At 62.7% G+C, this 19,541-nt stretch carries 17 protein-coding genes and 1 tRNA gene; 6 read left to right on the forward strand and 12 right to left on the reverse strand.

What is annotated here, in order from left to right:
• Window positions 1-44: 44 nt before the first annotated feature.
• The 8 genes from minE to ACTJLB_RS11445 form a co-directional block, all read right to left on the reverse strand.
• Window positions 45-302: a cell division topological specificity factor MinE gene (gene minE, locus ACTJLB_RS11410; RefSeq protein WP_020065213.1), complete on the reverse strand. Its 258-nt coding sequence runs from the start codon at window positions 300-302 to the stop codon at window positions 45-47.
• A gap of 14 nt (window positions 303-316) precedes the next feature.
• Window positions 317-1,132 (reverse strand): septum site-determining protein MinD, encoded by an 816-nt coding sequence (gene minD, locus ACTJLB_RS11415; protein WP_007175863.1) that lies wholly within the window; start codon window positions 1,130-1,132, stop codon window positions 317-319.
• A gap of 102 nt (window positions 1,133-1,234) precedes the next feature.
• A complete protein-coding gene (gene minC / locus ACTJLB_RS11420) occupies window positions 1,235-2,059 on the reverse strand; it encodes a septum site-determining protein MinC (RefSeq protein ID WP_440783308.1) in 825 nt (274 codons plus the stop codon).
• A gap of 228 nt (window positions 2,060-2,287) precedes the next feature.
• Window positions 2,288-2,821, reverse strand: a complete 534-nt coding sequence (locus ACTJLB_RS11425; protein WP_440783310.1) for a GNAT family N-acetyltransferase — start codon at window positions 2,819-2,821, stop codon at window positions 2,288-2,290.
• A 194-nt stretch (window positions 2,822-3,015) separates the two neighbouring features.
• The gene (gene map, locus ACTJLB_RS11430) at window positions 3,016-3,801 is read right to left on the reverse strand and encodes a type I methionyl aminopeptidase (protein ID WP_440783312.1); all 786 of its coding nucleotides are present in this window, start codon (window positions 3,799-3,801) and stop codon (window positions 3,016-3,018) included.
• Window positions 3,802-4,062: 261 nt separating this feature from the next.
• Window positions 4,063-4,152, reverse strand: a tRNA-Ser gene (locus ACTJLB_RS11435).
• A 168-nt stretch (window positions 4,153-4,320) separates the two neighbouring features.
• Window positions 4,321-5,616, reverse strand: a complete 1,296-nt coding sequence (gene serS, locus ACTJLB_RS11440) for a serine--tRNA ligase (protein WP_408491030.1) — start codon at window positions 5,614-5,616, stop codon at window positions 4,321-4,323.
• 63 nt (window positions 5,617-5,679) lie between these two features.
• Window positions 5,680-6,993 (reverse strand): replication-associated recombination protein A, encoded by a 1,314-nt coding sequence (locus ACTJLB_RS11445; RefSeq protein WP_440783315.1) that lies wholly within the window; start codon window positions 6,991-6,993, stop codon window positions 5,680-5,682.
• Window positions 6,994-7,246: 253 nt separating this feature from the next.
• Between ACTJLB_RS11445 and cytX the strand changes: the two genes are divergently transcribed.
• Window positions 7,247-8,563, forward strand: coding sequence for a putative hydroxymethylpyrimidine transporter CytX (gene cytX, locus ACTJLB_RS11450; protein ID WP_440783316.1), 1,317 nt, complete (start codon window positions 7,247-7,249; stop codon window positions 8,561-8,563).
• A gap of 92 nt (window positions 8,564-8,655) precedes the next feature.
• Here cytX and speB read toward each other — a convergent pair whose 3' ends face one another.
• Window positions 8,656-9,645: an agmatinase gene (speB, locus tag ACTJLB_RS11455; protein WP_440783318.1), complete on the reverse strand. Its 990-nt coding sequence runs from the start codon at window positions 9,643-9,645 to the stop codon at window positions 8,656-8,658.
• A gap of 193 nt (window positions 9,646-9,838) precedes the next feature.
• Here speB and ACTJLB_RS11460 point away from each other — a divergent pair, with 193 nt between their 5' ends.
• Window positions 9,839-10,750: a LysR family transcriptional regulator gene (locus ACTJLB_RS11460; RefSeq protein ID WP_440783320.1), complete on the forward strand. Its 912-nt coding sequence runs from the start codon at window positions 9,839-9,841 to the stop codon at window positions 10,748-10,750.
• Between the two features lie 83 nt (window positions 10,751-10,833).
• Here the strand turns inward: ACTJLB_RS11460 and lolA are convergent, their stop codons facing one another.
• Together lolA and ACTJLB_RS11470 are read right to left on the reverse strand one after the other, a co-directional pair.
• Window positions 10,834-11,562, reverse strand: coding sequence for an outer membrane lipoprotein chaperone LolA (gene lolA, locus ACTJLB_RS11465; protein WP_087751350.1), 729 nt, complete (start codon window positions 11,560-11,562; stop codon window positions 10,834-10,836).
• 418 nt (window positions 11,563-11,980) lie between these two features.
• On the reverse strand, window positions 11,981-14,296 hold the full coding sequence (locus tag ACTJLB_RS11470) for a DNA translocase FtsK (protein WP_408127566.1): 2,316 nt from the start codon (window positions 14,294-14,296) through the stop codon (window positions 11,981-11,983).
• Window positions 14,297-14,650: 354 nt separating this feature from the next.
• Between ACTJLB_RS11470 and trxB the strand changes: the two genes are divergently transcribed.
• The 4 genes from trxB (at window position 14,651) to ACTJLB_RS11490 (ending at window position 18,255) form a co-directional block, all read left to right on the forward strand.
• Entirely contained in the window at window positions 14,651-15,652 is a 1,002-nt protein-coding gene (gene trxB / locus ACTJLB_RS11475; protein WP_440783322.1) for a thioredoxin-disulfide reductase, read from the forward strand.
• Between the two features lie 192 nt (window positions 15,653-15,844).
• Window positions 15,845-16,618, forward strand: coding sequence for a Smr/MutS family protein (locus ACTJLB_RS11480; protein WP_408188969.1), 774 nt, complete (start codon window positions 15,845-15,847; stop codon window positions 16,616-16,618).
• On the forward strand, window positions 16,618-17,238 hold the full coding sequence (locus tag ACTJLB_RS11485) for a trimeric intracellular cation channel family protein (protein WP_027804182.1): 621 nt from the start codon (window positions 16,618-16,620) through the stop codon (window positions 17,236-17,238). The genes ACTJLB_RS11480 and ACTJLB_RS11485 overlap by 1 nt, the downstream gene beginning before the upstream one ends.
• Before the next feature lie 99 nt (window positions 17,239-17,337).
• A complete protein-coding gene (locus ACTJLB_RS11490; RefSeq protein ID WP_408486101.1) occupies window positions 17,338-18,255 on the forward strand; it encodes a LysR family transcriptional regulator in 918 nt (305 codons plus the stop codon).
• Window positions 18,256-18,338: 83 nt separating this feature from the next.
• Here ACTJLB_RS11490 and ACTJLB_RS11495 read toward each other — a convergent pair whose 3' ends face one another.
• Window positions 18,339-19,454, reverse strand: a complete 1,116-nt coding sequence (locus ACTJLB_RS11495) for an ABC transporter ATP-binding protein (protein ID WP_131318373.1) — start codon at window positions 19,452-19,454, stop codon at window positions 18,339-18,341.
• Window positions 19,455-19,541: the final 87 nt, after the last annotated feature.

Raw genomic sequence — 19,541 nt, forward strand, 5'->3', positions numbered from 1 at the left:
GCATCGACTCTCGCCGACCGCGACCGCGAACGCGACCAGCAGACTTATAAGGTCTGCGGAATCTCTATCTTGACCTCGAGCACCTCTAGGTCGTCCTGGCGCTCGAGACTCACGCGAATGTCGTCGTCGGAAATCCGCACGTACTTCGAAATCACTGCGACCAGTTCGCGTTGCAACGCAGGCAGATAATCGGCGGGAGCATGACCGCCGGCGCGCTCGTGCGCGATGATCAACTGCAGGCGTTCCTTCGCTACCGACGCGGATTTCTTCTTCTCGCCCAGCAAAAACGAAAGAATCGACATAACGTGCGCTCCCCTTACTTGGTGCCGAAGAGGCGCTGCAGCAGCCCGGGCTTCTGGTAATCGGTAAAGCGAAGCGATTTCTGCTCGCCGAGAAAACGCGATACGACGTCTTTATAAGCTTCGGCCACGTCGGTGCCGTCGAGATGCACTGCAGGCAGACCCTGATTCGACGCGTGCAGCACCGCTTCGGATTCCGGGATCACGCCGATCAGGTCGATGCGCAGGATTTCCTGGATGTCGGTCAGCGACAGCATCTCGCCTTCGCTCACGCGCTTCGGGTTGTAGCGCGTGATCAGCAGGTGCTCCTTGATCGGCTCCTTGCCTTCAATCGCGCGCTTGGTTTTCGACGACAGGATGCCGAGAATGCGGTCCGAGTCGCGCACCGACGACACTTCCGGGTTCGTCACGATCAGCGCTTCGTCTGCAAAATGCATGGCGAGGAGCGCGCCGGATTCGATACCGGCCGGCGAGTCGCACACGATGTATTCGAAGTCCATCGCGATGAGGTCGTTGATGACCTTTTCGACGCCTTCCATGGTCAGCGCGTCTTTGTCACGCGTTTGCGAGGCCGGCAGAATGAAGAGGTTCTCGCACTTCTTGTCCTTGATCAGCGCCTGGTTCAGATTGGCTTCGCCCTGAATGACGTTGATCAGGTCGTACACGACGCGGCGCTCACAGCCCATGATGAGATCGAGATTGCGCAGACCGACGTCGAAGTCGATCACGGCGGTCTTGCTGCCACGCAATGCGAGGGCCGATGCAAAACTCGCGCTCGTGGTCGTCTTGCCCACGCCACCTTTGCCCGATGTCACCACAATGATTTTTGCCATTACCCTTACCTTGTGTTCGTCAAATTCGTCAATTATGTGCGGCCATATTTCGCCCCCGACGCCGCGCGCCGTCAACGTTCGGCGCAGCGGATCCGGCAGCGCTTACGTGAGCCGCAATGGTTCGATCATCAACTTTTCGTCTTCGAGCCAGATCTGCACCGGCTTGCCGAGCACGTCGGCCGGCAGAGGGTTCTCGGTCGTCCGATAGATGCCCGCGATCGAGATGAGTTCCGGTTCGAGACACGTGCAGAAAATGCGCGCGTCGTGATTGCCTTGCACGCCTGCGAGCGCACGGCCGCGCAACGGCGCATAGATATGGATGTTGCCTTCAGCGATAACTTCCGCGCCGTAGCTCACGAGCCCGAGCACGACGAGATCGCCCTTTGCGTAGATGCGCTGACCCGAGCGCAGCGGCTTTTCCACCACCATGGTTTGCGAAGACGTGGCAAGACGCACGGGCTCGGCGGCCGGCGCAGGCGCGGGCTCAACCGATGCGGTTGCGGCCGTCTGATTCGCAGGCGCTGCGTTTGTGCCTGAGGTTGCCGAGTCGGCCAAGTCCGCCGCCGATGCGCCTGCGGCTTCTTCGTCAGCCGATTTTGCGGACGCGCCACGGCGGTCGCGCGCTTCGAGCAACGGCAGCGCCGACTCCGCCGCCCACGACTGCTGCGTGTCGGCGACCACGCCAACGGGACGCATGCGCACGCTCTCGAGCAACTGTGCGATCTCGGCGAGCGGCACGCGTTCGTTGCCGGCGAGCCGGCGCACGTCTATCGCGACGACGTCGTTAGCGAAAAATTCGGGGGTCGCCTCGAAGCGCCGGGTCAGCTCGGCACGCATGGCATCGAGGTCGGTTGTCTTGACCACAAACAGGAGCGTGTCGACGGAACCGCTGCGGAGTTCGAAAAAGGGCGATTTCTTGGGCGACATAACGTTCGGCAAAAATTTTGCGTATTTTACAGGCGTCCGCGCGCGCGGCGAGATTTTTTGCCGGACAACGAGCGGCTGGATGTTCACACTTGCTCGCGCGGAAACGATCGAACCGCGCCGCACATGAACGGGCGAGGCGGGAACGCTGCTGAAATGCGGATGGTGATGCGGACAGAGACGCGGACGGGAATTCGAAACAGGCGGCGGACGGTTGCGCTACTCGGCAGTTCACTGGTCGACTGCTGTCGACGTGGACGGCACGTGGCGAACCAGCAGACTTTCGACCTGCTCTGGCGAACGCGCGACGCGCCGATGTTCGCCGGTCGGCCCGAAACCGAGCGCTTCGTAAAAGCGCATTGCGTTGCGATTCGAGTCGGCGACCCACGCGTAGATTTCCGCCGCGCCCTCGTTGGCAAGCCAGCCGCTAGCCGTATCGACCAGCAACTCTCCGCCGCGAAGATGCCGGACCGCAGGCGCCACCCACAGTTCGCACACGAACGCGCGGCGCCCATCGGCTTCTTCGAAGTGCGCTTCGACCAGTCCGGCCGGATGACCCTCGGTGTAGAGAATGAAAGTGCTGATGGCGGCAGAAACCGCGTGTTCTGCGGCGACGGCGTCAAAGCTCGCGGCGTCCGCGGACAATGCGTCTTCTAGCGTTGCGCCGAACGCATAGGGCGCCTCACGCAGGGACGCTGTACGAAGTTCGCGAAAAACGGCGCCCTGATCAGCGGCGATACGGCGAACGGTCAGTGACGGACTCATGCAGACGAAAACCCCTTGAAACCTTAAGCCGTAGCTTTAACCGAACCGGCGCGAGAGTCAATTCATTCTTTGACGGGCGATCTTATCGCGCAAGCCGGTTCACGCAAAGCGCGCAGGCAACCCCGAGCATTTCGCGCGCCCGGCGCCTGGCGCCTGGCGCCATACCCGTCGACGTCATGCGCAGCGCGTTTGCCTCACGGTGCTGCGTAGTTGCCGGTGCCGTCCGGCCAGGGCGTGAGGAGTTCGTACCCGTCGTCGGTGACCGCGATCATGTGTTCCCACTGCGCTGACAGCGAGCGGTCTTTCGTGACCACCGTCCAGCCGTCGCGCAATACCGTGGTACCGGCGCGGCCCGCGTTGATCATCGGCTCGATCGTGAAGACCATGCCGGGCTTCAGACGTATGCCCTGCCCCGGCTGGCCGTAATGCAAAACCTGCGGGTCTTCGTGATAAACCTTGCCGATGCCGTGGCCACAGTAGTCGCGCACGATCGAAAAACCATCGCGTTGCGCGATCTTCTGGATCGCGTGGCCGACATCGCCAAGCGTCGCTCCCGGCTTCACTTCGCGAATGCCCGCAAGCATTGCCTCGTAGGTCGTGTCGACCAGTTGACGAGCCACCGTGCTCGGCTGGCCGACGCAATACATGCGGCTCGTGTCGCCGAAGTAGCCGTCTTTGATGATCGCCACGTCGATATTGATGATGTCGCCGTCTTTCAGCACTTCGCTGCGGTTCGGAATGCCGTGGCAAACCACCTGATTGACCGAGGTGCACACCGTCTTTGGAAAACCCAGATAACCGACGTTGGCCGGAATCGACTTTTGCGTGTTGACGATGTAGTCATTGCACAGTGCGTCCAGCTCGTCGGTGGAGACACCGGCCTTCACGTGCTCGGCGATCATGGCCAGCACGTCGGCCGCAAGGCGGCCAGAGATACGCAGCTTGGCAATGTCGTCAGGAGTCTTGTAGGTAATGGCCATGTATTCGGTCGATGGGTTCGCAGGTGGGTCGATATTCAATCGAACGGCCAATTGTACAGAGGATCGGCGCGGGGGCCGGGCAAAGCGGGGAAGAGGATGGTGAGTCAGCGGGTTGATGACTCAGCGGCAGGTGGAATTCCCCGCGCGCAGCGATAAGTTAGCATCGCTTATGAATGCCAGACTTGATACCAGACGTTAGAACGACGGGTCATTTGACACGCACAAACGAAAACAGGCCCCGAAGGGCCTGTTTTCTGAATTTGGCGGAAAGGGTGAGATTCGAACTCACGGTACCCCTAAAGGTACACCGGATTTCGAGTCCGGCGCATTCGACCACTCTGCCACCTTTCCGTGTTTTCCGACTTGCCACAACGAGGCGGTTTTGTCAGATCCAAGCGGGTCGCTGCTTGGGAGAGAAAGATTATAGAACAGCTGATCTGGATTTCCAAGTACCTCGCCGAAAAAATTTCGACGAATCGCAGCGATCAAATCACGCGGTTGGCGTCCACCCGACGCGAATCAGGCCGCCGGCACTTCCAGCCGCTCGACGCCGCCAAGGTATGGCCGCAGCGCCGCCGGCACCGTCACGGAGCCATCGGCGTTCTGGAAGTTCTCGAGCACGGCCACGAGCGTGCGACCCACCGCAAGACCCGAACCGTTCAGCGTATGAACGAGTTCCGGCTTGCCTTGCGCGTTCCGGTAGCGCGCCTGCATCCGGCGAGCCTGGAACGACTCCGTGTTCGAACAGCTCGAAATTTCGCGATAGGTGTTCTGCGCCGGCAACCAGACTTCGAGGTCGTAAGTCTTTGTCGCCGAGAAACCCATGTCGCCCGTGCACAGCGTGATCACGCGGTACGGCAATTCCAGCTTTTGCAGAATCGTCTCGGCGTGGCCGACCATCTGCTCCAATGCGTCATACGACGTTTCCGGCGCCACGATCTGCACCATTTCAACCTTATCGAACTGATGCTGACGGATCATGCCGCGCGTGTCGCGCCCATACGAGCCCGCTTCCGAACGGAAGCACGGCGAATGGGCGGTCAGCTTGATCGGCAACGCGCCCGCTTCGACGATGCTGTCGCGCACCGTGTTCGTCAGCGAAATTTCCGACGTGGAGATCAGATACTGCGTGACCGTGTTTTCGCCGCCGCCCTTCTCGACGCGGAACATGTCGTCGGCGAACTTGGGCAACTGGCCGGTGCCGTACAGAATTTCCGGATTCACGATGTACGGCGTGTAAATCTCCGTATAGCCATGCTGCTGCGTGTGCGTGTCGATCATGAACTGCGCGAGCGCACGATGCAGCCGTGCAATCTGCCCACGCAGCATCGTGAAGCGCGCGCCCGACAGCTTGGCGCCGGTCTCGAAATCGAGGCCGAGCGGCGCGCCGACATCCACGTGATCCTTGACTGCGAAATCGAACTGACGCGGCGTGCCCCAGCGGCGTACCTCCACGTTGTCGGCTTCGTCGCGTCCTGTCGGCACGCTCTCATGCGGAAGATTCGGCACGCCGAGCAGAAGATCCGACAGACGTTTTTGAATGTCGTCGAGCTTCGCCGCCGACGCCTTCATCTCGTCGCCGATGCCGCCGACTTCTGCCATCACGGCCGAAGTGTCCTCGCCCCGCCCTTTCATCGCGCCGATCTGCTTCGACAGGCTGTTGCGGCGCGCCTGCAGTTCTTCGGTGCGAGTCTGGGTGTCGCGGCGTTCCGCTTCGAGCGCGGTAAAGGCCGCCACGTCGAGGGTATAGCCGCGGTCGGCGAGGCGCTTCGCGACGCCGTCGAGGTCTTTGCGCAGCAACTGGATGTCGAGCATGGGATGGGGCGGGATTCGTTGTATGAAGATGGGATTTTAGCGCACCGGCGGCACCGGACAGGCTCAACTCTTCTTGGGCTTGTTCTCGTTGCGCCACTGCGCGTCGAGTTCGGCAAGACGCGCCATCTTGTCGCCTATCTTGCCTTCGAGGCCGCGCGGCGTCGGCGTGTACCAATGCGGATCGCGCATGTTCTCGGGCAAATACGTCTCGCCGGCCGCGTATGCATCCGGTTCATCGTGTGCGTAGCGATATTCGTGGCCGTAGCCGAGCTCCTTCATGAGCTTGGTCGGCGCGTTTCGCAGATGCACCGGCACGCCGCGCGACTTGTCCTTGCTCACGAAGCGGCGCGCCTCGTTGTACGCGTTGTAGCCGGCATTCGACTTCGGCGCGACGGCCAGGTAGATGATCGCCTGCGCGAGCGCCAGTTCGCCCTCGGGCGTGCCGAGTCGCTCGTAGGTCTCGGCGGCGTCGAGCGCAATGCGCGCGGCACGCGGGTCGGCAAGACCGATGTCCTCCCACGCCATCCGGACGATGCGGCGCGCCAGATAGCGCGGGTCCGCGCCGCCGTCGAGCATGCGGCAGAACCAGTAGAGCGCGCCGTCCGGGCTGCTGCCGCGCACCGACTTATGCAACGCGCTGATCTGGTCGTAGAAAGCGTCGCCGCCCTTGTCGAAACGGCGCAGATTCTCGGCGAGCGCGCTGCCGAGCAACGCGCCGTCGATCTCCGTGGTCTTCTGCTGCGAAGCCGCGCGCGCGACGATCTCAAGGTTGTTCAGCAGCTTGCGGCCGTCGCCGTCGGCGGAACCGATCAGCGCATCGCGCGCTTCGTCGGTAAACGTCAAGCCGCCGAGTTCCTGTTGCGCGCGCACGAGCAGTTCGCCCAACTCTTCCTCGGTGAGACTTTTGAGCACGTAGACGGCCGCGCGCGACAGCAACGCGCTGTTCACTTCGAACGACGGATTCTCCGTAGTCGCGCCGATGAACACGAAGAGCCCCGACTCGACATGCGGCAAGAACGCGTCTTGCTGACTCTTGTTGAAGCGATGCACTTCGTCGACGAACACTAGCGTCTGATGCCCGTTCGCGCGATGAATCTGCGCGGTCTCGACCGCCTCGCGAATGTCCTTCACGCCGGACAGCACCGCCGACAACGCGATGAATTCCGCGTGAAACGCGTCGGCCATGAGCCGCGCGAGCGTGGTCTTGCCGACGCCGGGCGGCCCCCAGAGGATCATCGAATGCGCTTCACCGGATTCGAATGCGACCCGCAGCGGCTTGTTCGGGCCGAGCAGATGCTTCTGACCGATTACTTCGTCGATATTGCGGGGCCGCAGGCGTTCGGCGAGCGGAACATTGGCACGGGTTTCTTCGAACATGACGTTTTGGGGATAATCTCGGCTTTTCCGGACGCGGCCCGCACGATGGTCCGTGTGATGATCGGCCTGAAGGCGGCATGCTGCCGGACGAGAGCGCAAAACCCGCACGAGCAAGGCGCGAGGCGTGGGAAACGTCCTGCATTATGACAGTGACCGCGCAAGGACGAGCGGCGCGCATCCTGAACATGCACGCGGACTCGCATACAAGAGCAACCGGAACAGCAACAGCAACACGACTCAGGGACAAGACCCGATGGCACAAGATCCACTCGCCGGCGACGCCGGTTCCACCTACGCGCCGCTCACGCCGGTACCCGACGCGCGCCGCGCCTTCCGTACCGGCGACGCGTTCGCGCTCTGGTTCTCGCTCGGCATCGGCCTGCTGGTCGCGCAAGCCGGCGCGCTGCTAGTGCCGGGGCTGTCGCTGCCGCACGCGCTGCTGGCCATCGTGATCGGCAGCGCGATCGGCGTGGTTCTGCTCGCGCTCGCGGGCGTGATCGGCACGGACACCGGGCTCGCGGCGATGTCCTCGCTGCGTCCGACGCTCGGCGTGCGCGGCGCGTCGGTGCCGGCTTTGCTGAACGCGGTGCAACTGGTCGGCTGGGGTTCGTTCGAAGTCATCGTCATGCGCGATTCCGCCGACGCTCTTGCGAAGCAGGCGTTCTCTCTTTCCATGCCGCTCGTCTGGACCATCATCTTCGGCTTGCTCGCGACGCTGCTCGCGATCAGCGGCCCGCTCTCGTTCGTGCGGCGCTTTCTGCGCACGTGGGGCATCTGGCTGCTGCTCGCCGGCGCGGCATGGCTCACATGGAGCCTGCTCGCGCAGCACGATCTGAGCGCGATGATGCGCCGCCCCGGCACTGGCGAGATGTCGTTCGGCGGCGCTATCGACCTCGTAGTGGCAATGCCGCTTTCATGGTTACCGTTGATCGCGGACTACACGCGCTTCGGCCGCCGCGCCGGCGACACGTTCCGCGGCACGCTGCTCGGCTATGGCATCGCGAACATCTGGTTCTATGCATTGGGCGCGATCTACGGTCTGGCCGCCGGTGGCGGCGACGCGCTGCTGACAAGCGCGCTTGCGCAAGCCGGCGGCGGGCTTGCGTTGCTGCTCATCCTGATCGACGAAGTGGACAACGCATTTGCCGACATTCATTCAGCAGCGGTGTCGACGGGCACCTTCTGGGCGCGCGGCAGTGTGCCGATGCTGTCGGCGGCGTTCGGCGCGCTGTGCACATTGATCGCGCTGCTTATACCGATGGCGAAGTATCAGAACTTCCTTCTGTTGATCGGCTCGGTGTTCGCGCCGCTTTTCGGCGTGGTGCTGGTCGATCACTTCATCGTGCGCAAGCGCCGTATAGAAGCCGCCATGCTCGCCGACGTACGCGGCCGTTACGGCTTCTCGGGCGGCTGGCATCTGAGCGCGTTCATTGCGTGGGCGATCGGCATTGCCGCTTATCAGGCGATCAACCAATGGCTCCCGAATCTCGGCGCGACGCTGCCCGCGCTGGTGATCGGCGCGGTGTGTTATCTCGCGTTCGTGTCGACGCGTAAAACCGCGTACGCGTGAGCGGCTCAATGCGCCGTAATTAAAGAAAAGGCCTGCATTTGCAGGCCTTTTTCGTTGCATCCGCCGCGCATCGCAGCGGATGGCGGCCAAGCTCAGCGAGCAGCAGTCCGGTACTCGACGCCTGGCAGCACGCACAACAACTCGAACGCGAGGTTCGCGGCGAGCAGCGCCGTCGTGCCAAACGGATCGTACGGCGGCGCCACCTCCACCAGATCGCATCCGACGATATTCAAGCCGCGCGCGCCGCGAATGATTTCGAGCGCCTGCGGCACGGTCAGTCCGGCAATTTCAGGCGTGCCGGTGCCGGGCGCAAAGGCCGGGTCGATACCGTCGATGTCCAACGTGATATAGACCGGGCCATCGCCCATGCGCTCGCGCACGCGCGCCATTAGCGGCGCAAGCGACTGGTTCCAGCATGCCTCGGCCTGCACGACGTCGAAGCCCTGATCGCGGCACCAGTCGAAATCTTCTGCGGCGTAGCCCGTGCCGCGCAGACCGATTTGCACGACGCGCTCGCAGTCGAGCAGCCCCTCTTCGACCGCGCGACGAAACGGCGTGCCGTGGGCGATTTTCTCGCCCATCATCGTGTCGTTGACGTCGGCGTGGGCGTCGACGTGAATCAGGCCGACCTTGCCGTGCTTGCGATGAATCGCCCGCAAAATAGGCAACGCGATGGTGTGATCGCCGCCAAGGGTGACCGGCTTGCAATCGTGCTGAAGTATCTCGTCGTAAGCGGTTTCGATCCGGGCGATCGAATCGTGCAGGTTGTACGGATTAATCGCGACGTCACCCAGATCGGCCACGCGCAGAGAATCGAATGGCGCCGCGCGCGTTGCCATGTTGTAAGGGCGCAGCAGCACCGATTCGCTGCGAATCTGGCGCGGTCCAAAGCGCGCGCCAGTGCGGTTGGACGTGCCCAGGTCGAACGGCACGCCGACGAAACATGCGTCGAATCCCTCCGCCGAGCCCACGTTCGGCAGGCGCATCATCGTGGCAATGCCGCCGCAGCGCGGCATTGCATTGCCGGATAGCGGCTGCGGCCGTTCACCGGCTTCAGGAGAAATGAAAGAAGAAGTATTCATCGTGGCTCGGCAATGAAAAGAAGACGCAGCTTTTCGGAATCTGAGAACCGGCTATATTGCGTGCGCTCATGCGTTCCGGAGGCACTCCGAACGCCTGAAAGCCGGGTGAATCTCCATTCTTGAGCACTTCCCGTCAACTTAAAATAGCCGCGCAGTAACCTTTACATCGATCCGCGGCGATGTATCCTGACGCATGTTCTCCCAACTCACCGACCTCGATTTACGACTTATCCGCGTGTTCCTCGCGATCGTCGACGCGGGCGGCGTCTCGTCGGCCCAAGCCACGCTCAACGTCGGCCAGTCGACCATCAGCACGCAACTCGCCACGCTCGAAACGCGCCTTGGGTATCGGCTGTGCGAACGCGGCCGCGGCGGCTTCCGGCTGAGCGCGCGCGGCGAACAGTTCGCCGATGCCGCTCGCGCGCTGCTCGGTGCCGTCGACAGCTTCGGCATGCAGGCGCGCAATGTCGGACGCAAGCTCGTGGGCACCTTCGACATCGGCATGATCGGGCACACGCCCGTATCGGCAAGTGCGCGCATTAGCAACGCGATTGGCCGGTTTCGCTCGCGCGATCAGTCGGTGCGATTTTCGATTCTGGTGCGCTCACCCGGCGAGCTCGAAGAGTTACTGCTCAATGGGCGGATTCAGGTGGGCATCGGGTATTTCTGGCATCGCGTGCCGTCGCTCGAATACACCGAGGTGTTTGCCGAAGACCAGTTCGCGTATTGCGCGAAAGGACATCCGCTGTTTGCTTCAGCCGGCGGCGTGTCGCCCGAGCAAGCTGCAACGCACGAATGGGCGTGGCGCAGCTATCCGTTGCCCGAAGCCGAAAGTTCGACCACGCCGCGTAACGTCACCGCGGTCGCGGACAACATGGAAGCGGTCGCGATGCTCGTGCTTTCCGGGCATCACCTCGGCTACCTGCCCGGACACTTCGCGGCGCCGTTCGTCGAGCAAGGGCTGCTCGCCGCGTTGAACCCGGAGCTAATGCGTTATCGCGTTGCGTTTCATATGGTCACGCGGACGCGGCAGCATAGAACAGATATTGTCGAAGCGTTCATCGACGATATGAAGGCAGCCCATGCCGTCGAAGCGAAAGCGTAGCGCGGTCGCTGCGTTGTACCGGTAATAAAAAAGCCGCGCGTTCAGCGCGGCTTCTCTCGCAAACATCAATGCACGGCGAGCGGTTAGCCGTTGATCACGTCAGCGCCTTTCGGCACGGTAAATTTGAACGCATCCGCGGGCAGCGGCGGATTCTTCTGGATGTTCGAGAAGGTCAGCAACGTCACGTTGCCGAATACGTCGTGCAATTCCATTGCTTGCAGATTGCCGTCCTTGAAGCCGATGCCCACGCGCTGAAATTGCGTGTCTTTCGCTTTCGGCGTGAGTTCGAGCCAGTCGATGCCGGCCTTGACACCCGCATCGCGCAAGGTGAAGTTCTTATCCAGATCGTTGCTGCCGAACAGGATTGCCGCCGGGCTCGCGCCGAGCGCGCCGCCGAGGCTTCTCACCGTCACCTGGTTCAGATCCTTGTCGTACACGTAAAGCTTGTCGCCGTCCGCCTGCAGCAATTGCGAGTAGGGTTTTTCGTATTGCCAGATGAACTTGCCGGGACGCGCGAACGTGAATGTTCCGCTCGACGTACCGTTCTTGCCGCCGCCCGTGGTGGACAGCACGCCGCTCGCGCCGCTCGCTGCTTGCGCCTTGCTGGGCGCGCGTACTTCCTGCTGCACGAAGGTGCCGCGCGCCGAGTGAACCTGCGCGACGAACGCCTTTAACTGCTCGGTGCCGCTCGCGAACGCCTGCGAAGCGACGAGCATCGTCGCGCCGATCGCGGCTGTACCGACGCCGCGTGCGATTGCCCGGGCGAACCGGCCGACGCTGCTGGATGCATGCTGCTGCACAAATAGCTGCATATATTTCTCTCCCTTGATTTGAATTCGTTGAGCGACTGCTTTGTCTGGCCTTGGTTGGCTCTGATTGCGGCGCATCGACATGAGCAGTGTTTGCCGGTGGCCGTGAGCACAGCGAGACGCTTGCTGTGCGAGGCTCGGGGCGAACGCATGAGACTTCGGTCCCTGCGGTCTGTTGCGCTGAGCCTCAAACCGAGCTTAGGCAGGCAGGCTTAAACGAGCCTTAGAAGTCGGCGTCGAAGAGGACCCTGAACCTGGATCTTCGCGGCGGATCTTTGGACCGCGTCCTTGATGTCCACATTGAAAGCGGACATTCAAAGCCGACCATGAAACAGGCCGCTGCAGCCATTGGGACCACGCCTCAGAAGACCGTCCGCGAAGCAGGCCCCGAAAGCGGGCAAAACACTTCCCGCCATAACGCCTACTCCGCCTCTCGCGCCGGTGCCAGAATTTCGCGATTGCCGTTCGACGACATCGCCGACACCACGCCTGAATTTTCCATTTGCTCCAGCAGGCGCGCCGCGCGGTTGTAGCCGATGCGCAAATGCCGCTGCACCAGCGAAATCGACGCGCGCTTGTTTTTCAGCACCACGTCCACTGCCTGATCGTAAAGCGGATCCGATTCGCCGTCGCCTGATCCACCCGCTCCGGCGCCCGCCGAGCCCTCGTCACCCTCACCGGTCACGCCGCCTTCGAGAATGCCTTCGATATAGTTCGGCTCGCCCTGCTCCTTGAGCTTGTCGACGACGCGGTGCACTTCTTCGTCCGACACGAACGCGCCGTGCACGCGGACCGGCAAGCCGCTGCCCGGCGGCAGGTAGAGCATGTCGCCCATACCGAGCAGCGATTCCGCGCCCTGCTGGTCGAGAATTGTGCGCGAGTCGATTTTGGACGACACCTGGAACGCCATCCGCGTCGGCACGTTCGCCTTGATGAGCCCGGTAATCACGTCGACCGACGGACGCTGCGTGGCGAGAATCAAGTGAATGCCGGCGGCGCGCGCCTTCTGCGCAATACGCGCGATCAGTTCCTCGACCTTCTTGCCGACCACCATCATCAGGTCCGCCAGTTCGTCGATCACGATGACGATGTTGGGCAGGCGCGTGAGCGGCTCCGGTTCGTCCGGCGTGAGGCTGAAAGGGTTCGGCAGCTTTTCTTCGCGCTTGGCAGCTTCGTCGATCTTGTTGTTGTAGCCGGCGAGGTTACGCACGCCGAGCTTGCTCATCAGCTTGTAGCGCCGCTCCATTTCGGCGACCGCCCAGTTCAGCGCGTGACCCGCCTGGCGCATGTCGGTCACCACCGGACAGAGCAGATGCGGAATGCCTTCGTAGACGCTCATTTCGAGCATCTTCGGATCGATCAGGATCATGCGGACCTGGTCGGCGCTCGCCTTGTAGAGCAGCGACAGGATCATTGCGTTGATACCAACCGACTTGCCCGAACCGGTCGTACCCGCGACGAGCAGGTGAGGCATCTTCGCGAGGTCCGCGCATACGGGCTTGCCGCCGATATCCTTGCCGAGCCCCATGGTGAGCGGCGATGCGGCGTCCGCATACACCGCGGAGCCGAGAATTTCGGACAGGCTCACGGTCTGGCGGCGCTGATTCGGCAGTTCGAGCGCCATGAAATTCTTGCCCGGAATCGTTTCGACGACGCGGATCGATACCAGCGACAGCGAACGCGCGAGGTCTTTTGCGAGATTCACGATCTGGCTGCCCTTCACGCCAGTGGCCGGTTCGATCTCGTAGCGCGTGACGACCGGACCCGGATACGCGGCGACGACGCTCACCTCGACGCCAAAGTCCTTGAGCTTTTTCTCGATCAGACGCGAGGTGAATTCGAGCGTATCCGCCGAGATGGTTTCCTGCGCGGCGGGCGCGGGATCGAGCAGCGAGATAGGCGGCAGCGTGGAATCGCCGGGCAGATCAGTGAAAAGCGGCACTTGCCGTTCTTTCTCGACCCGCTCCGACTTGGCGGGCGTGACGACCGGCGGCACGATGACGACGGGCTCGTGCTCCTCGATACGCACGCGGCCTTTCTCGACCTTACCTTCGCGCTTCACCGCCGCGGCTTCGCCCAGCTTGCGGTCGCGGCCCGCCTCGCGGCGCAGCTTCGCGAAGGTCACAGCCGAAATGATCGACTCCCCGAGCTTCTCCGATACCGACAGCCACGAAAACCGGAAATACAACGACAAGCCAATGCCGAGCACGATCAGCAGCGCGAGGGTGCCGCCCGTGAAACCGAGCGCATGCGACACACCGCGCGCGACCGCTTCGCCGATCACGCCACCGGGCGCGCGCGGCAATTGCACCTTGAGCGACCACATGCGCAACGCCTCGATGCCGTCGCAGGCAAGCAGCACGAGCATGAACGCAAAGGCGTCCGCGAGCCAACTGGCATCGCGCGGCGCGTCTTCCTGCAACTCTTCGTGACGGGTGATGCGCTTGTAGTTCGCGGAGATATGGCGGCCGAGCAGCACGATCCACCAGTAAGCGGAGAGGCCGAACAGCAGCAGCAGAATGTCCGAGGTCCACGCGCCTACGCGGCCCGCCCAGTTGGCGATGTGATCCACCTGCGCGGCGTGCGTCCAGCTCGGATCGCGCCGGCTGTAGCTGACGAGCGCCATCAGCAGGAAAACGCCGAGCGCGACCTGCAGAATCCAGCGGATTTCGGTGAAGAGACGCGACATGCGGTGCGGCAATGCCTGCGCGCTCGCGGTATAAGGAGCTTTTGCCATTGATCCTGTTGCTTGTGTGGCCGATCCGGTGTGCCGGGGCGCAGCCGAGCCGCGCTGGGCGCGGCTGCGGGCGCGACACCGGCGACCCGAAACTTCAATCCGGCCTATTGTAAACGCAGTGCCCCGCGCGAGGCTGTAAATGACGGTAACCTGGCCGATTGGCCACACGCAGGCGTCCAATCAACGCGCGACCGGCTCGAAAGCACGCGCCGTGGGCTATCGCCGCGATCAGAAAGCTTCATGGAGCAGCCCGCCGCCCCGCCCTTTATAATGCCCGACTGATACCCATCTACAGTTTCAGCCAAGTCGCGCAGCCTCGCATGGGCGAGCAGCGCGCCGTAAAAGGATTCGATCATGCCCGCAACTTCCACGAAACACGCCAAGGTTCTGATTCTCGGTTCCGGTCCCGCCGGCTACACGGCAGCGGTCTACGCGGCGCGCGCGAACCTCGCGCCGGTGCTCGTCACGGGTCTCGCGCAAGGCGGCCAGCTGATGACCACGACCGACGTGGAGAACTGGCCCGCCGACGCCAACGGCGTGCAAGGCCCGGAACTGATGGCACGCTTTCTGGAGCACGCTGAGCGCTTCAACACCGAAATCATCTTCGACCACATTCACACGGCCAAGCTGAACGAAAAGCCGATCCGCCTGATCGGCGATTCGGGCGAATACACGTGCGACTCGCTGATCATCTCGACGGGCGCATCGGCGCAATATCTCGGCCTGCCGTCAGAAGAAGCGTTCATGGGCAAGGGCGTGTCGGCCTGCGCCACCTGCGACGGCTTCTTCTACAAGCAACAACATGTGGCCGTGATCGGCGGCGGCAATACCGCCGTTGAAGAAGCGCTGTATCTGTCGGGCATCGCGAAGAAGGTCACGGTGATCCACCGTCGCGACAAGTTCCGCGCCGAGCCGATCCTGATCGACCGCCTGCTTGCCAAAGAGAAGGAAGGCGTCGTCGAGATCAAGTGGAACCATACGCTCGACGAAGTCACGGGCGACCAGTCCGGCGTAACCGGCTTGCGCATCAAGCACACGCAGACTGGCGAGACGACCAACATCGCGTTGCAGGGCCTGTTCGTCGCGATTGGCCACAAGCCGAACACGGACATCTTCGAAGGCCAACTGGAGATGAAGAACGGCTACATCATCACGAAGGGCGGCCTGAACGGCTTCGCAACCGCTACCAGCGTGCCGGGCGTGTTCGCCGCCGGCGACGTGCAGGACCACGTGTATCGTCAGGCCATCACGAGCGCAGGCACCGGCTGTATGGCAGCGCTCGACGCGCAACGCTATCTGGAAACCATCAACGAGATGGCCGGCGAGCACGCAATGAGCCAGGAAGCGGAGCGTTGATCGGCTGCGTCTCTTCGCGAACGCAACGGTAAAATGGCGGCTGGGCCGTGCCCGGCCGCTCGCTCGATCAAAGGCCGCGGCTCCAAGCCCGCGGCCTTTTGCATTCGGACGTGCGCCACGGCCATGCAAGACGCCGCTTGATCTACTTTCGATCGATTCTCGATCGACTCATTTTCCGCGTGTATTGCCGCCATGCCCAAGAACCAGCCTCACCCGAACGAGCCCAAGCGTGTCAGCGCCGCCGCGCGACCCGCGCCGGAACCGGCGGCCCCCGCCGCCAGGCCGGCAATCGAGCCGGCTGCGGGTCTGGCGGGCCTGGGCGCGCTGCGCGATGCGTTGAAGGTCGACAGCGAGCGGCGCGAGCGTGAACGCGCAGCGGCGGCGGCTGCACAGCGCGAAGCGGCTGCAGACGCCAATCTGTTTCGCCGCGAAATCGGCGAAGTCGCGCCGCTCGCGGTGCCGCCGCGCGCATCGTTGCCGCGCAATCCTCCGCCGCCGCTGCCGGTGCAAACCCGGCTCGATGAAGAAGCCGTGCTGCACGAAGCGATTTCCGACGAGTTCGACCCCGAGGTGCTGCTCGACACCGACGAAACACTCTCCTATTGCCGCCCGGGCGTGAGCCAGGAAGTCGTGCGAAAACTGCGGCGCGGCGACTGGATCGTGCAGGCACAGATCGACCTGCACGGAATGCGGCGCGAGGAAGCGCGCGAGGCTCTGGCTGAGTTCATCCGCGAATCGGTAAAGCGTGGCTTGCGCTGCCTGCGCGTGATTCACGGCAAGGGGTTGGGATCGATCGGCAAGGAACCCGTGCTCAAGGGCAAAGTGCGCGCGTGGCTCGTGCAGAAGAGCGAAGTGATCGCGTTTTGCCAGGCACGTCCGCATGACGGCGGCGCAGGCGCTGTGGTCGTGCTGCTGCAGCCGGGCGCTACGCCGGCTCACGCAAGAGCTTTGGCGGAGCCACGGTGATCCATCCCAGGCTGACGCTCGCGCTGACCTTCATGGAGGCGCTGGCGATTTTCGCGTACGCCATCTCCGGTTTTATCGAGGCCAAGACCCGTCGGCTGGACGCTGTGGGCACCTTTCTCGTCGCCATCGCCACCGCGTTTGGAGGCGGCACACTGCGCGACGTCCTGCTCGAGCGCCGTCCGTTCTACTGGGTCGAGCATCAGGAATATCTGATCGCCATTTTCGCGATGTCGCTGTTTGCCCCCACGCTGCTGAAAGCCACCTCGCGCCTGCTGTCCGAGCGCGTCCTGCTGGTGGCCGACGCGATCGGCCTCGGGCTTTTCAGCATCGCCGGAACCTCGATTGCGCACGACGCCCAAATGCCGTGGTTCACGTCCGTGCTGATGGGCGTGGCAACGGGCGTGTTCGGCGGCGTGATCCGCGACGTGCTGTGCAACGAAGTGCCATTGATCCTGCGCGACTCGCGGCCGTACGCGACATGCGCTTTTGTCGGCTGCTGGCTGTATGTGCTGCTCGACTACGTGAATTTCGACACCGTGTACAGCGTGCTGATCGCCACCGCGTTTATTCTGCTGTCGCGGCTCGCAACCTTCCGGTTCAACGTGCGATTGCCGCATTAGCTCTAGCTGCCGCCCACCACACCCGATGCGGACAACATTAATTCGAGCCTATACACTTCACGTCGAACCTATTTCCGCCAATCACTCACAAGGCCAAACATGGACCGTTTCGAAGCGATGGAGATATTTACGCGTGTGGTGGAAGCGAACAGCTTCACCAAAGTATCCGAATCGCTCGACCTGCCGCGCGCCAAAGTCAGCCGGACGATTCAGGCGCTGGAAGAACACGTCGGCGTACGGCTGTTGAACCGCTCTACCCGCCAGGTCAGCGTTACCGAAGACGGCGCGCTCTTCTACGACCGCTGCGTGCGCATTCTGGCCGAAGTCGCCGACGCGGAGTCGTCGCTGTCGAACAAGCGTGAGAATCCAGTGGGCACGATTCGCGTCGATACGTCCGGCACCCTCGCCCGTGCGCTGCTTTTGCCCGCGCTCGACGATTTCTACCAGCGCTACCCTGAAATCGACGTGCGGCTCGGTCTCGCCGACCGCAACATCGACCTGATACAGGACGCCGTAGATTGCGTCATTCGCATGGGCACGCCGGAAGAGTCCAGTCTCGTCGCCCGGCGTATCGGCCAGGCGCGCATCGTGACGTGCGCGTCGCCGGCGTATCTGGAGAAACACGGCACGCCGGCCACGCTCGATGAGTTGAGTGGACACCACGCAGTCAACTATGTTTCCGCGCGAACCGGCAAGACGTTTCCGTTCGAATACGAAGTGAACGGTGAGATCGTCAAGGTCGCGATGAAAAGCGTGCTCGCGGTGAACGACGGCTCGGTCTATATTCGCGCGGGTGCGCTCGGCCACGGCATTATCCAGCCGTCGCGCTTCATGGTCGCGCATCTTATCGAGCGTGGCGTGCTCAAGGAAATCCTCACGAACTACACGAGCCCCAGCACACCGCTGTCGATCCTTTACGCGCATCGCCGTAATCTGAGTTCGCGGCTGCGCGCATTCACCGAATGGGTGACGGAGCTCGTGCGCAACAACCCGGATCTGCGCATCCCGGACGCTTGACGCCCTTCAGCGAAAAGCCCCTTGTGTCTCGCGACACAAGGGGCTTTTTTTCGTTCACACCAACAGTAGCCGTCAGAACCGGCTCAGGCGATCCGCTCTTCATTCGACGGATCGAACAACACCGCCTTCGACGTATCGAACAGCAGCGTCGTGTTCGTCAACGGCTGCGGGTTCGAAGCCGGGTGCACGCGGCTCACCACGCGCTTGCCGTTGACCTGCGCGAAGACGAGCGTGTCCGGACCGGTCGGCTCGATCACGTCGACCTTCACTTCGATCTGTTGCAGCCGTGCGTGGTCGCCGTGCGCGCCGCGCGCATCGGTGATGCGCTCCGGGCGCAAGCCGAGAATCACGTCACGTCCGACGTGCGACTTGACCTTCGCCGAGTCGAACGGCAGGTTCAACGCCGTGCGAGTGACGCCCGTATCCAGTTCGATGCCGACGCCCGCGCCCTGCTCGACGAGCTTGCCCTGGATGAAGTTCATCGGCGGCGCGCCGATAAAGCCCGCCACGAACAGGTTCGACGGCGAGTCGTAAATTTCCTGCGGGGCGCCGAACTGCTGCACGATGCCGTCCTTCATCACCGCGATGCGATCGCCGAGCGTCATTGCTTCGATCTGATCGTGCGTCACGTAGACGATCGTCGTGCCGAGACGCTGATGCAGCAGCTTGATCTCCGAACGCATCTCGATACGCAGCTTGGCGTCGAGGTTCGACAGCGGTTCGTCGAACAGGAACATCACCGGGTCACGCGCAAGAGCACGGCCCATTGCCACGCGCTGACGCTGGCCGCCGGACAGCTGGCCGGGCTTGCGATCCAGCAGGTGCGTGATCTGCAGCGTGTTCGACACACGGTCGACGATCTGCGCCTGCTCCTGCTTCGGCACCTTGCGAATGTTCAAGCCGAACGAGATGTTCTCGCGCACCGTCATGGACGGATACAGCGCGTACGACTGGAACACCATCGCGATGTCGCGATCTTTCGGCGACAGGTTGTTCACGGTCTTGCCGTCGATCTGAATCTCGCCCTTTGTCACGGTTTCGAGACCGGCGATCATGTTGAGCAGCGTCGACTTACCGCAGCCCGAGCCGCCGACGAGAATCAGGAACTGGCCGTCTTCGATGTCGATATTGACACCCTTCAGAACCGGCACCCCGTTCGGGTAAGTCTTGTACACGTCACGGATGGAAAGGCTTGCCATGCTGTGAATCCTCTTGTCTCTGGTACTGCTTGAAAACGTCTTGTCGGTGACGGCGGTGCTGGGTGCCTTTCATGCACGAAGCGGCCG

This window comes from Paraburkholderia sp. 22098, from assembly GCF_052045935.1.
Classification (GTDB): domain Bacteria; phylum Pseudomonadota; class Gammaproteobacteria; order Burkholderiales; family Burkholderiaceae; genus Paraburkholderia; species Paraburkholderia caledonica.